13 protein-coding genes are annotated in these 13,512 nt (G+C 61.0%); 12 read left to right on the top strand and 1 reads right to left on the bottom strand.

The features are described from left to right. Positions 1-2: 2 nt before the first annotated feature. From QCE48_RS29505 to QCE48_RS29465, 9 genes are all read left to right on the top strand, one after another. Positions 3-1,343 carry a hypothetical protein gene (locus QCE48_RS29505; protein WP_309788975.1) on the top strand — a complete coding sequence of 447 codons (1,341 nt, stop codon included), beginning with the start codon at positions 3-5 and terminating at the stop codon, positions 1,341-1,343. 188 nt (positions 1,344-1,531) lie between these two features. Then, a complete protein-coding gene (locus tag QCE48_RS29500; RefSeq protein WP_309788822.1) occupies positions 1,532-2,014 on the top strand; it encodes an NADAR family protein in 483 nt (160 codons plus the stop codon). An 82-nt stretch (positions 2,015-2,096) separates the two neighbouring features. Beyond that, positions 2,097-3,521, top strand: a complete 1,425-nt coding sequence (locus QCE48_RS29495; RefSeq protein WP_309788821.1) for a metallophosphatase family protein — start codon at positions 2,097-2,099, stop codon at positions 3,519-3,521. Between the two features lie 223 nt (positions 3,522-3,744). Beyond that, positions 3,745-4,293 carry a hypothetical protein gene (locus QCE48_RS29490; RefSeq protein WP_309788820.1) on the top strand — a complete coding sequence of 183 codons (549 nt, stop codon included), beginning with the start codon at positions 3,745-3,747 and terminating at the stop codon, positions 4,291-4,293. Further along, positions 4,281-6,602 (top strand): SMC family ATPase, encoded by a 2,322-nt coding sequence (locus QCE48_RS29485; protein ID WP_309788819.1) that lies wholly within the window; start codon positions 4,281-4,283, stop codon positions 6,600-6,602. Before QCE48_RS29490 ends, QCE48_RS29485 begins: the two co-directional genes overlap by 13 nt. Positions 6,603-6,909: 307 nt before the next feature. Then, complete coding sequence (locus QCE48_RS29480) at positions 6,910-7,296, top strand: hypothetical protein (RefSeq protein WP_309788818.1); 387 nt, start codon at positions 6,910-6,912, stop codon at positions 7,294-7,296. A 91-nt stretch (positions 7,297-7,387) separates the two neighbouring features. Beyond that, positions 7,388-7,573, top strand: a complete 186-nt coding sequence (locus tag QCE48_RS29475; protein WP_061167999.1) for a hypothetical protein — start codon at positions 7,388-7,390, stop codon at positions 7,571-7,573. Further along, positions 7,570-8,199 (top strand): hypothetical protein, encoded by a 630-nt coding sequence (locus QCE48_RS29470; RefSeq protein ID WP_309788817.1) that lies wholly within the window; start codon positions 7,570-7,572, stop codon positions 8,197-8,199. Before QCE48_RS29475 ends, QCE48_RS29470 begins: the two co-directional genes overlap by 4 nt. A 261-nt stretch (positions 8,200-8,460) precedes the next feature. Further along, positions 8,461-10,266: a phosphoadenosine phosphosulfate reductase family protein gene (locus QCE48_RS29465; protein WP_309788816.1), complete on the top strand. Its 1,806-nt coding sequence runs from the start codon at positions 8,461-8,463 to the stop codon at positions 10,264-10,266. A 31-nt stretch (positions 10,267-10,297) separates the two neighbouring features. On the opposite strand, the gene QCE48_RS29460 is transcribed toward QCE48_RS29465, so the two are convergent. Then, complete coding sequence (locus tag QCE48_RS29460) at positions 10,298-10,555, bottom strand: hypothetical protein (protein ID WP_061168007.1); 258 nt, start codon at positions 10,553-10,555, stop codon at positions 10,298-10,300. Between the two features lie 213 nt (positions 10,556-10,768). Between QCE48_RS29460 and QCE48_RS29455 the strand changes: the two genes are divergently transcribed. From QCE48_RS29455 to ligD, 3 genes are all read left to right on the top strand, one after another. Then, positions 10,769-11,083, top strand: coding sequence for a hypothetical protein (locus tag QCE48_RS29455; RefSeq protein ID WP_309788815.1), 315 nt, complete (start codon positions 10,769-10,771; stop codon positions 11,081-11,083). A 263-nt stretch (positions 11,084-11,346) separates the two neighbouring features. After that, positions 11,347-11,553: a hypothetical protein gene (locus QCE48_RS29450; protein WP_309788814.1), complete on the top strand. Its 207-nt coding sequence runs from the start codon at positions 11,347-11,349 to the stop codon at positions 11,551-11,553. After that, complete coding sequence (gene ligD, locus QCE48_RS29445) at positions 11,550-13,499, top strand: DNA ligase D (RefSeq protein ID WP_309788813.1); 1,950 nt, start codon at positions 11,550-11,552, stop codon at positions 13,497-13,499. The genes QCE48_RS29450 and ligD overlap by 4 nt, the downstream gene beginning before the upstream one ends. Positions 13,500-13,512 lie beyond the last annotated feature (13 nt).

Raw genomic sequence — 13,512 nt, 5'->3', positions numbered from 1 at the left:
TCATGAACGCTGTTGTTCAGATGTTCGATCACGCGCCGCGTAGCCTCGTTGAAGAACGAGCTGTTCGCCCGCCCACGATCGGCAAAATTCGACCCGGTATCAAAGTGCTCACGCGGGCGCACCAGTCCAACGAAAAAGCGGTCAAGCTCTACAACGACATGGTGGCTGCGGGCGAGTCGTTCGAAGCCATCGGCAAGCTGCTCGAAACGTCGCTGAAGCTCCGGAACGCGCTGATTCCCAGAAACGTCGATTACTTCGTCTGTAGACGGTCCGACTTCTCCAATCCGGACACAGCCGACGAAATCCTGCGGCTGTATGGCGAGGATCGCGGGCAAGGGTTGCGGCTCTACCGTTTCCCGATCATGTTCGCGTTCGACGACTGGCTGCGCAATGTGCCAAATCAGATGGCCGCGTACACGACAACCGGGCGACAGTACTTCTCGGAGTACGACCGCGACGGCAAGCGCTACTGCAAGACGTACGCGCCGGTTGAACGCAATGCACGCGCACAGCGGGCGCGGCGCTCCTTCGGTGGACGACTGGTCGTTCACCGGCAAGACGACGACATTCCCGATGGCGTCTGCGATCCTCACGTGTGTCCGCAGTACCAGGACCGCAAGTGCAACCTGACGGCGAACTTCGTGTTCGCTGTTCCGGACGTGAAGGGACTCGGTCTGATCGAGCTGCCGACCAACTCGATCTACGTGCTGCAGAAGGCGTATTCGGCGATGCAGACGGTGGCGTTGGCACGCGGCCGGCTCACCGGCACTCGCTTCTGGCTCTCGAAAAAGGAGTTCGACATCACGCGCATCGACGACAGCGGCCAAGCCGTGCGTCAGAAGCAGATGTTGACGGTGCTGGATGCCGACATTGACCTGGGCGCGCTGCTGGATGGCGCGGACGAAGCTCAACCGGCGCTCGATGCTGCCAGCCGCGCAGTCGCGCTGCTGGAGTCGGACGGGACAGTACAGTCAATCGGCGATCCGCTTCATCAGCCCGAGCAGCGGCAGTCGGAGGACGAACGGGCAGGCGATGGCTCATCATCGGTCGTTCACAACGAAGATAACCGCGATGGCAGCAGTGACGACGACTTGCCCGATCCCAACGAGACGCTGGAGGACAAGCGTCACCGCATGTCGGACCTGCTGCATCGTCTGGGCCTGAGTCAGCCGGAGCGACAGAACGGCTTTCGCAAATACGCGCACCAGACGTACGGTCGCGGCTGGATCGAACGGATCGCTGATGTCGATGCGATGAACGCGCGCCTTAAAACCGCGCTCGACGATCCCGCTGCGCTTGACGTCGAGATTCAGGACGCGATTGCGCAAGCTGCTTACGTCTAACCTTGGCCAGTCCCCCTTTCGGGGGGCTGGCGTCCTTTCTTTCGAGACTGGCACCTTCTTCCTCGCTCGCGCATGAGAGCATTTCAGCAAGAACCGCTTGCTCAAATGTTTTCGACCGCGCTGTACCTGCGCATCGAATCCCGTCCGCTTCGGCGGCCCATCTACTTGTTCACGCGAAGGAGCTTCCGATGCGTAGAGTCGGCAACTTCACGCTGTTCTTCGGCACGGAGGATGCTTTTAGCAACTGGCACCCTTGCCGCTTTTCCTATCACGACGTCAATTTCCGCTCGGTAGAACAGTTCATGATGTTCTCCAAAGCCAAGCTGTTCGGCGACGAGGACATTGCTGAAGCTGTGCTAGCCACCCATCTGCCGAAGGAACAAAAAGCACTCGGCCGCAAGGTCAGGGGCTTCGACCTCGACACGTGGAAAGTAAAGCGCGAGTCGATCGTCTACGTCGGATGCCGCGAGAAGTTCGCGCAGCATCCCGGCCTGCGCACGCTGTTGCTCGCGACGGCACCGACGGAGCTTGTCGAAGCCAGTCCCTACGATGTGATATGGGGCGTGGGGCTCGGCGCGCACCATCCTGACATCACGGACAAATCGAAGTGGCGTGGCCAAAACCTCCTGGGCCAAGCACTGATGAAAGTCCGCGACACGCTTAGTTTCTAACCTTTTATCGAGCGCGCGATACCGGCGCATCGACACTCACTGGCTACCTTCGGGTGGCCTTTTTCATTTTTAGGAGGCGACTTTGAAAATCGCTCATTTTTCTGACTTGCATTACGCCCCAGGCAACGTCGAAGAGTCGGACCGGTGTTTTGGCTTTGCCATCGACCACGCCGTTCTCTCGCACGCCAATGTCGCGGTGATCTCGGGTGACGCGACGGACCATCGCCTCGACGCCCATGCGCCTTCGTTGAACCGCCTCGCACGGCGCATCAATGGGCTGAGCGGCAGTATGCCGGTCCTGATGCTGCAGGGCACGTTCTCACATGAGCCGCCTGGCACGCTACGCAACTTTGAACTGATGGCGACAACGCATCAGATCTATGTGGCGGAACGTGTTCAGCAGGTAAGCCTGCATGAAGGACGGTTCTATCCCTCGAGCGGTCCGGTGTACTCCGACGAGGAGCTACGGGAAGTGCTCGCTATCGGCGCCGATGTCGTGTTCACCTGTTTGCCCACGGTCAACAAGGGGCAACTGGCGGCCGCCGTTGGTGCCAAGGAAGCCGGGACGGGTCTTGAAGCCGTGCTAGGTGACTATCTGGCCGCTGCCGGGCGCGTCAACCAGCAGCTTCGCGCCGCAGGCATTCGAACTGTCGGGGTCTCCCATGGCACGGTCAACGGTTGTATGACCGAACACGGCGTGACGATGGCGGGGTTCGACCATGAGTTTTCGCTTGGCAGCCTGTTCGAGGCTGAATGCGATGCTTTCATGCTTGGACACATCCACAAGGCGCAGCAGTGGGAGCGAGCGGGCCGCGTCGTGGCCTATCCCGGTTCCATCGGGCGATTCCACTACGGTGAGGAAGGTGACAAAGGCTTTCTCATGTGGAATGTTGAGGTGGGAAGCGCACAAGCCGATCTGGTCGTTACGCCTTCGCGACAGACGATCTGCGTCGACTTTGACGGACCGCCCGACATGCAACGCCTGACGGCAATCGCGCTCGATGCGACCGACAAGTTCGTGCGAGTTCGTTGGCAGGTCGACGAAGAGCACAAACAGTCAGTGGACCGTGACGCGATCGCGGCGCTGTTCGCCAATGCGGCAGAGCTGAAGGTCGAAGGTCGCATTCTTCCCGTTGTCCGCTCACGCGCCCAAGGCATCAGCCTCGAAACGTCGATTGATCGAAAGCTCGAGCGCTGGTGCGAGCACACGGACGTCGCTCCGGCGCCGTTGCTGGAGCGGCTGCAGTTGCTTGAAACCGGGGACGCAGAAGCGATCGCCGCTGGCGTTTTGGCTCGACTAACCGAAGCAGACCTGGCGCAACCGTTCGCAGATGATCCGCTGCCTGCGTTGTCAACCATCGCGGAGCCTGCGCTGAAGACTCTTCACGAAGCGCGTGACGACGCTGGGGAAGCGGCATTGCCAATGCCCGATGCGACGGGTGAAATCGTCGAGTCGGCCTCAGCAAGTCAGCTTTCATGGCTTAACGATGATTTGTTCGCGGCGTAGGTAGCCACGCATGCGGGGGAGGCCAGTACGGCTCCTTTGCCCGAACACGCAAGCCGTGTTCCGATAGCCGACTGTCATCGTCGCTATCGAAACAGAAATTTCACCGCGTCTTTGACGCATCGATTCGTAGTAGCAGGACCTTTCTCTAGCAGTTCATTTTTTCCACCCTGGCGGGGAGCGATCCCTACCGGGGCCGCACTCCGCCCACCATACGGAGTGCATCATGTTTGGTCTTTATCCCGCTGGCCCGAACTGGGTCCGCACTTTTGCGTTGGGCGACCGCTCATCGCGTGATCTTCAAAAGTCGTTAGTCGATTTGGCTGGGTTTACCGCTGCCATTCAGCACCAGCCGTTCGGCCAGTACCGCGGCGCAGTGCTGGCGCAGTTCGGTCAGACGCTGTTGCTGCTCGCCACAACGCCCGGCGCGTGCGAGGTTGCAGTGACGCCGACCGTTGAAATGCAGCACCTTCTATGGTCGTATCAGGAAGGCTATGCAAGCCAGTGGTCTGCTGCCGAGATCCGTAGCCTCACCGGGCATAGCGGTTGGTCTGTGCTTCTGACGAGCGCGCGTCGCGAGTTCGGCAGAGTCTGTGACAACGTGGCGGCCGCACTAGACGGAACGCTTCAAGCGCCCAAAGCAGCGGTGCACGCGGTGCCGTCGATCGTCATGAACGAGCCGTTTCCCAACGAGGACGACGACGCGTTCTACTCGAAGATGGCCGCGATGTCCGTGTCGATGAGCGTGTCGGAGGATCTGTCATGCGGCCTCTGAAACTGACACTGGAAGGCTTCGTGGGCGTGCGCGATGGCATGAAGCGCGAGAGCGTGACGCTCGATCTGGAAGCGTTGCCGGATGGCCTAATCGCCTTGACCGGCCCTAACGGGGCGGGCAAGACCACGATCATGGACAACTTACATCCGTATCCGATCATGCCGTCGCGTGCCTCGAAGCTGTCGGTCGACGCCTTTTCGTACTGGGATCACATCTGTGGCACCAGTGCGCTGAAAGAACTCGAATGGGAGCACGACGGCATCCGCTATCGCTCGTCCTTCACGTTCCGCAAGCCCGGCAAGACAGGCAAGGCGGAGTATTACCTTGCTTATCGCGGCGTCGACGGTACGTGGCGTCCGGTGTCGCTGCCTGACGGAACGGTGTCGGACGGCAAGGCGGAGTCGTATAACCGCTGTGTCGAAGCGATCAACGGTTCGTTGGAGACGTTCTTCACGAGCGTGTTCTCGGCTCAGAACCGGCGGCCGCTCGCGTCCTACGGTGCGGGCGAAATCAAGACGCTGCTGGCCGAACTCCTTGGCATCGACCACCTGAAGGCATTGTCGGCGAAAGCCGGTGACGTCGCGAAGGTGCTCGGCAAGTCGCTCGAAGGCATCCAGTCAGAGCTTGGTGCGCTCGCCGGAAAGCGGCAACGCAAAGCGGACGCTGAGCAGTCGATCGTCGCGCAGGGCAGCACCTTGCGTGCCGCTCGGGAGCAACGCGATGCCGCGCTTGAGCAGGCGAGCAAGCTGACTCAGGAGCGGGCAACGCTTGCGGCGAAGCAGAGTGAATCGGCCACGACCGAGGCGCGCCTGCGAGAGCTGGGCGTTCGCCGCGACGAGTTGGGCCGTGCCGTGGAAAGCGCGGCCGACGACGAGCAAGCAGCAGCGGTTCGCTGCCAGCAACGCGTCGCCGCGCTGAGTCGTACGGTGGCCACGCACCAAGCAACGCTGGCTCGCCGTGAAGCGATCCTGGGTGCGGCAGCGAAGCGCGAGGAGGCCGAGTTGGCGATTGCGCGTGAGGAAGCGAGGTTTGCTCCTCTGCAGCGCGACCTTGCCGATTTGGAGGTCAAACGCGCGACGTTGACCACACTCGATGCGACGCTTACCGGTTTGATGAGCCAGGGCACGACGAAAGCCGCCCACTTCGACACGTTGAGCAAGCAGGCAGCGGTGGTGGATCAGGTGCCGTGCGTCGGTCATTCGATGCACGCGCAATGTCCGCTCCTCACTCAAGCATTGCAGGCGAAAGCACAAGCGGAGGTTCAGCGGGTGTCGGTCGCCAATCTTCGCGCGGAGTATCGCGAGAAGAAAGCGCAAGCCGATGCCTTGGCTCTCGTGCCGGCCGAGTTGGCAGCGAAGCGTGTCGAGATGCTCGCCATCACGGACGCGGCCGCGCAACTTCGCCGTGCCTTGCAGGCGGCGGCAGAGCTTGCTGCCACTAAGCCATTGCTGGATGCCGCCGTATCGGGACTCGAGGCGGCGCAAGCCGAACTGCGCTCGATCACTGAGGAAAGTACGGCACGAACCGCGAAGTACCAGTCTGAGAAGACGCGTATGGAAGCGGAGCTTGTCCGCATTACCGAGGAGGTCGGGCGACTGGCCGCCGTCGATGTGACCGCCGCGATTGCGAAGCTGGACCGTGACATCGCAGCGAATCGGGAGACCGTCGCGGCACTTGATGGCCGGATCGAGCAATCGATCCGCTCACAAAGTGTCCTGCAGGCCGAAGCCGAAGCGCTGGCGTTGGAGTTGGAGAAGTTTTCGGCTACGCAGTCGCGTGCCGATCGCCTCTCCGACGAGATCGCGCGGTGGAAGCTGCTCGCTAAGGGCCTGGGCAACGACGGCGTGATCGCGCTGACCATCGATGACGCAGGCCCGGCGCTCACGCATACCGTCAACGAGCTACTGCTGGCTTGTTATGGCATGCGCTTCACGGTGGAGATCCGAACGCAGCGCACGCTCGCGAGCGGTGAACTGCGGGAGGGCTTCGAGATCCTCGTTCACGACGCCGAGTCCGACAGCAGCAAGTCGGTCTCCGTTATGTCCGGCGGTCAGAAGGTCTGGATCAACGAGTGCCTCACGCGGGGCATCGCGCTGTATCTCGCGCAGAACACTGGTCAGCCTTATCAGACCTTGTTCAGCGACGAGTCAGACGGCCCGCTCGATCCGGAGCGCAAAGTGCAGTTCATGCGAATGAAGCGTGAGGTTTTGCGCCAAGGCGGGTATCAGCGAGAGTTTTTCATCTCGCAGACGCCCGACCTTGTCGCGGAAGCCGACGCGGTCATCGACGTACAGGCGCTTGCCGCCTGAGTTCTTCATCAACCCTTGTGGGGAGTTGCCCCGCAAGGGGCGCTTTCCCGTTTCCCTCCTTTCTCGCGCCCTACGGCGCTATCTCATATGGCAAACCTTTTGATGCTGCTGCTTGCGGCAGCCGGTAGTCCGTCTCACTCGAACGCGGTGCCTCACCAGCCACAATCGCAGCAAGCCGCACCGGCTACTGCTCAATCGCAGCCGCCGCGCCCGCCGTACCTGCGTCGCACATCCGCGTTCGAAAACGGCCGTCTGCGTCGCATCTGACCCCGGCTTTTTGTCTTTCACTTCTTGACTGGAGCCTTCCATGGCCTATTCCTGCACTGATTTCGTCGACGACGTAGTCAACGACATGGTGATCCGAAGCTGGATCAAGCCCGAGCAGTACGGGCCTGACGACCCGCAAGCTCAGTGTGATGCGGTGTTGGGGGCGCTTAGCGACGCGGACGTGTCGCTGCGGCTCGCCGCTGACGCGAAGCAGTTTCATGCAGAACTGCTGGATGCCGTCGAGACGCTGACCGGCATCGCCGAACAGCACGGCGTGCTCGCCCTCGCGAATGTCGTCTATCTCCAGACCGCCATCTTGAAGGGCGGTGCGATCGAGCTCACGCGCGATGAAGCGGAGAACTTCTCTTTCGTCAGAGACCTACCTTCGGGCGGTCGCTGGTGGCAGAGCGTCAAGCTGATCGAGTAAGCGGCACAAATCGCCCCTACCTTCTTTTCTCAACCCTTGCGGGCAAGCGGCCCGCTGGGGTCGCTCCGCGTTCTTTTTGTGGAGTGTTGTTATGTTTGAAGCAGCCAAGCTGGGCGCATCGCCGGAGCAGTTCGCCAACCTCGAAGCGGCGATTGGCTATATCGCCGGCACAGAGACGCACGCGGGTGAAGTTCGCCCGTGGGTCCGGAACGTCGATACGAAAGTGTTCTTGGTCATCGGCGGGAGAGTGCAACCCCAAAACGGGGTGCGCCAATGACGCCGCCGTGGCTGGAGCAATACGCCAGTGGCCAGAAGACCGGCTACGCGCAAGCATTCATGTCCTACGCCGAGTACTACGGAGTCGACGGATCTGCTGACGATGACCCGGAAATCGAAGAGCGGATCGCCATGCATCGGCAGCCGATCGTCGGTTATGCGAGTCGCACTGGCACCCGCCGCAACCTGGACGCACTGAAGGGCGCCGACTGGCGCTTGTTGGTCTCGGCCAAGGGCGAGTTGCGTACCGAGGGCTTTCATCGCTATGCGTTGGATAACGGCGCTTGGACGGCCTACCAGCAAGGCCGGCCCTTCGATGAGTACGCGTTCTCGGTTGCTGTCGAACGGCTCGGCGAGCGGGCCGATTGGCTCGTCCTTCCGGACATCGTCATGGGCGGGATGGCCTCGCTCGACTATTCGCTGAAGTGGCTCGAGCGCTTGCGCGGAATGCCATGCCGGATGCTGATTGCCGTTCAGAACGGTATGCAGGTCGACGACCTCGCCTCGCTTCTGTCCCCGCAGTCGGCATCTTCGTCGGCGGTTCGACGGAGTGGAAGGAGCAGACGGCGCACGTGTGGGGGTCCCTCGCGCGACGGCGTCACTGCTACTTGCACGTCGGTCGCGTGAACTCGGCGCGTCGTATCCGCATTTGTGCGGCCGCCGGTGCTGACAGCTTCGACGGTACCAGCGTGAGCCGGTATGCGAAGACGCTTCCGCGGCTGGATCGTGCAACGCGGCAAGCCGACATGTTCGCCGCAGCGCACGATGGCCTCGAAGCGGCCCAACGCGCGACGGCCGACCTCTTGATTTGATTTAACCATTGACCCTTTGAACCCTTTCGGGAGCGCATCCCGAAAGGGCCGCTCCTACTTTTCTGGAGCGAAAAAAATGGAACAGGAAGTTCTCTCGAAGATGGAAGCTGCGATCAGCGTGATGCAGCGATACATCGAACTTGGGCATAGCCTGAGCTGCGCCTATTCGGGCGGCAAGGACAGCACATGTACCCTGGTGTTAATGCTTGTGGCGATTCGCCGTGCCGGCGGCACGGCGATCACCCACCATGTTCAGTCGGCCGACACGACAATCGAGAATCCTACGATCGCAAACTTCTTGCACTCAGTGCTGGACGAGCTGCAGTTGTATATCGAAGCGTCGGCGTTGCCTGTACAGGTCCACGTGACGACACCGTCGTTGGCAAGCCAGTTCGTCGTCTCAACGATGGGTCGCGGTACGTTGGCACGCACGCCCGAGAATGGCGTTCGCGACGGTAGACGTACCCGTCCGTGCGCCGATGAATGGAAGGTACGGCCGGGAGGTCGGCTTCGAACACTGCTTGAACGACGAGCGGCGGATGACGGTGCTCGCGAAGTCATTACGGTGCTCGGGCTGCGCAGGGACGAAAGTACCTCGCGTGCGGTCGCGATGGCTGAGAGACGCGATAGCGCCGATCAAGCGGTTAGAAGCAGGACCGGAGCGCTTACGATCTCTCCCCTCAGCGACTGGACGTCCGATCATGTTTGGACGATGCTCGCGCTGCTGGCCGATGCTCGGGACCTGACCTTTCCGTCGCCAATTGCACCCGCCACGATCCATCGCCTGTCCGATATCTACCGGGCAGGAAACGGAGGAACGTGCGGTGTCGTGGTGGGCGATGCTGGTGCCCGCGCCGCGTGCGGATCGAGGTTCGGCTGCGCAATTTGTCTTGTCTCTGGCGACCGTGACAAGTCGCTCGAGGCGATGATCGAAGATGAGCACTACGGACATCTTCGTCCGCTCAACGACTATCGGAACTATCTGCTGGCAATCCAGTGGGACATGTCGCGCCGGGAGTTAATAGGGCGTTCGCTGAGCGATGCGGGATACACGCGCATCCAGGCCGACACCTATAGCTACGCGACGCGCATCGATTTGCTGCGCAAGCTGCTGAGTATCGACGCCGCCGAGCGAGATCGTGCAGAAGCGCACTCTGGCGCACTGACTACCGGTTCGATTCCCGACACTGAAGAGAACCGGGTGCTGTGCGAGCCGCAGTTCGAGTTCGTGACACCGCAGCAGTTGGTGGCCATCGACTTTTTCCTATCCATGCATCACTACGCGCCGCATGCGTTTCCTGCGCTTGCGGTCTGGCACGACGTAAATGTGTTGGGGCGTCGCTATCCGATCCCGACGCTCGAATCCCTGCCGAAGAAGGAAATCGTGCTGCACGGTTGGTATCCGGTGGGTCAGTACGACAAGGAAGCTCCGGTGACAGGGTTGCGCTCGTTCGATGCAGAGCAGTGGAACCCGTACCGGCATCCCGGTCGGCCCGGGCGATACGCGAGGACGACAGGCGGTGAGCAGACGGTGTATTTCGAGGAGACGTCGCAGTTCGACGTCGATGCGGAAGCAGCGTGTTTGTTCGTCACCTGCACGTACGACACGGCATTCATGCTGGACACGCAGCATCGCGACGCGATCGATTCAGCGCATTTCTGGCTGAACGAGGGCATCGTGAAGTTGCCGACCGGCATGGCCCAGCGGTATCAGGACATGGCCAAGCGGGGGCAGTACTTCTCACGACTCGCTCAGCGTCTGAACCTGACGCCGGCCGAGCTGGATGCGCATCTGATCGCGAACGCCATTGGCGGCGACGCACACGACGCGCTGTTGGGATTCGACCCGACGCAATTAAGCCTTTTTGCTGAAGCGGCCTAGCCTCCCATTGCTTTGTGAACACGTCCCGGGGCTAAAACCCTGGGACGTTTTTTTTTCCGAGATCGTAATCGTCGAGATTTGGCGCTGGCAGCGTCTCCCCCGGGTTCACGCCCAGCAATTGCATGGCGCGCAGGATCGCCGCGGTCTCCCGGGAAAAGTTCAGGGTGACTGGCTCGCTGTCGTCCAATAGGACCATCGCCCCCGAATGAACGCTGAGTGCGTGCAACGCCATGTTTAACGCACGGGCGATTTCGCCGTCGCGCGTCTTTTCGTTGAAGACGGGGTTCATTGCTTCCTCCGTGGAGCGAATCGCATCTTCTGTCGAGCACGCGGCGTTCCGCTGTCGGCTTGCATTGGCGGACCACCGCCCGGACGCAACACCACGGCTCGAAATGACGGAGAAACAGGAACAAATTGCGTAGAAGACTCCGATATGAGCGATTTATGACCCAGCACGATCGTTGCTCCGGGGTCGTAGATAGCGCTCGAAGGCTTTGATAGTATGAAAGTGACCATTGTTTCCCACGAGAATCCTTCGCCGGGGTCGGCGGGCGAGATTCACCGGTTCCGTTTTGAAACGAGCGGCGGCAAAGGCTTGCACAAAACCCACTCAATCTCGCTGCGCACTGCCCGCGTGATCGTGGAAAGCAAGCCTCCCGACGATGCACTCACCCGGATGCTGCGGGCGATTGTTAGTGCTGCGAGCACCGACTACGACAATCTAATTGGAAAAAACTACACGGATGACAATGACGCTCCCAATGCCGGACAAGCCGCAGGCCGTAGACGATTCAGCGCTGAAGATAGAGTACGGTGACTGGACGATCGATTCTCGGCCTAAGCGAAGCGGCCACCACTGGCACTCATGGTGCGAGGTTGAGCGCAAACCGACTGAAGACGAGGCCGACGGCCAAATCTTCCACTTTTCCGATATCGGCTATTTCGACACTGAGCGCGCGGCGCATGACCGCGCCATCGCATGGGCGAAGGCGTGGATAGAAGAGAACTTCTAGGAAGGGTTGCCTAGTACGGGCGAGGACTTTGCGCACGGATTGGGCGATACGCTTTGGGTATCGCGCTATGACGGTCAGTGATGGACCGGTGGACGAGGTGGGCGTCCGGCGCAACGAACATGCTGGATGGCGCATTAAGGTTCTCGATGCCCACAGACGGGGAGGAGTCTTTGTGACGATCGTGGCTCAAAAGCAAGAGGCGCTGGACCTCGCCGCGCAGCTCTATCCGGTAGCGCAGATTCGCGTTATCGATGATGCTCCCGTCAGCACATGAAAAAGCGCTCCTCGAGCGGAGGCGGGCGAACCGCTGATGAACCATTGCCGGAGACGATTGCTCCGCAACTAGCGACGCTCGCGCGTCGGCCGCCCGCGAGCGGCGACTGGCTCTACGAAATCAAGTTCGACGGTTATCGCCTGATGTGCCGAGTTGAGCAAGGCACAGCAAAGCTCATCACGCGCGGGGGACACGACTGGACAGAGAAGATGCGCACGCTGGCGACCGCTATGGACGGATTGCCGGTCGAAAATGCATGGCTTGACGGCGAGGTGGTGGTGCTCACCGAGAGCGGCGTGCCCGACTTCAACGCACTACAGAATGCGTTTGACCGCCGCAGTACGGCGCAACTGACCTTTTTCGCGTTCGACATCCCGTTCCTCAACGGACGCGATCTGCGGGAAGTGCCGCTCTCCCAGCGCAGAGAACTACTCGGCGAGTTGATCGCACAGACATCGAGCGAGCGCATTCGCTTTAGTGAGTCATTCACGGAGGACCCGCAATCGCTGCTCGCGTCCGCGTGCCGCATGCGGCTCGAGGGCATCATCGGCAAACGCGCCGATGCGCCGTACCGCTCGGGCCGGTCGACCGATTGGATAAAACTCAAGTGCTTACAACGCCAGGAGTTTGTCGTCGGCGGCTACACGAGACTAGCCGGCGCGAAGCGCGGGATGCGATCGTTGATGCTCGGCGTGCACGAGCGAGACGGCAGTCTGCGGTTTGCGGGTACCGTAAAAGCGGAACTGAAGCCGCGCCCGCTTGCCGACCTCGAAAAGAAGGCGGCAAAGCTCCTTCGCGACAATCCGGCTTTCTACAACCCGCCCCCGCGCGAGAAAGATCGCGACTTCTTGTGGCTGCAGCCCGAACTCGTCGTTGAAGCGTCATTCCTGGAATGGACGCCTGCTGGCGAGGTGCGCCATCCCGTTTTCCAAGGCATGCGAGAGGACAAACCCGCGACGGCCGTGACCGAAGAGACGGTTGTCGACGTTGACGAACCTGAGAGCCTGCCTCAAGCGAAGGGAACCACGCGGGTATCACCCGGCCGGGCAGGAACACTCGTCATCGCGGGCGTGAAAGTGTCCAACGCCGAGCGCGTCATTGACGACGTGACACGCATGAAAAAGATCGACCTTGTTCGCTATTACGACGAGATCGCGGAGTTTGCGTTGCCGTACCTTAAGGATAGGCCGGTCTCGCTGGTGCGCGCGCCGGAAGGCATCCACGGCGAGCTATTCTTCCAGAAGCACGAGGAGCGTTCAAAGATCCCCGGCATTACCCGGCTGCCGGTCGAACTGCATCCTCGCCACCCGCCGCTGCTGGTCGTCGATCGTCACGAAGCGCTCATCGGCCTTGCCCAGATGAACGTCGTCGAACTGCATAGCTGGAACGCCGTGCAGCCGGACCTCGATCATCCTGACCGCTTCATCCTCGACCTTGACCCGGACCCCGAGCTCTCATGGCAGATGATGCTCGATGCGGCGACGCTATCCAAGGTGTTGCTCGACGAGATCGGACTCAAAAGCTTCATCAAGACAAGCGGCGGCAAGGGCTTTCACATCGTCGTGCCGCTCACGCGCCGGCAGGGCTGGGAGGAGGTCAAGTCGTTCTCGCAAGCAGTTGCGCGCTACATGGCAAAGCTAATGCCAGAGCGTTTCTCCGCAGTGCTTGGTCCCAAGAATCGCGTGGGGAAGATTTTTATCGACTATCTGCGCAATGGAAACGGCGCAAGTACGGCGGCTGCGTTTTCTGCGCGCGCTCGCGCAGGCATGGGCGTCTCAATGCCGATTCACTGGGACGAACTGAAGGATGTGCGTGGTGCGGACCAGTGGACGATAAAGAAGGCGGCGCAGCGAATGCGTTTCCTGCGTGCCGATCCGTGGGATGGCTATCACCGCACTCGGCAGGGGATTACAGCGGCGATGCGTCGCGCGGTTGGCACGAAGTAGCGACGAATCTGCT

It is taken from the genome of Caballeronia sp. LZ024 (assembly GCF_031451455.1).
Lineage (GTDB): Bacteria > Pseudomonadota > Gammaproteobacteria > Burkholderiales > Burkholderiaceae > Caballeronia > Caballeronia telluris.
Note: the sequence above shows the minus strand (reverse complement) of the source record. Positions and strands in the feature narration are given on the sequence as shown.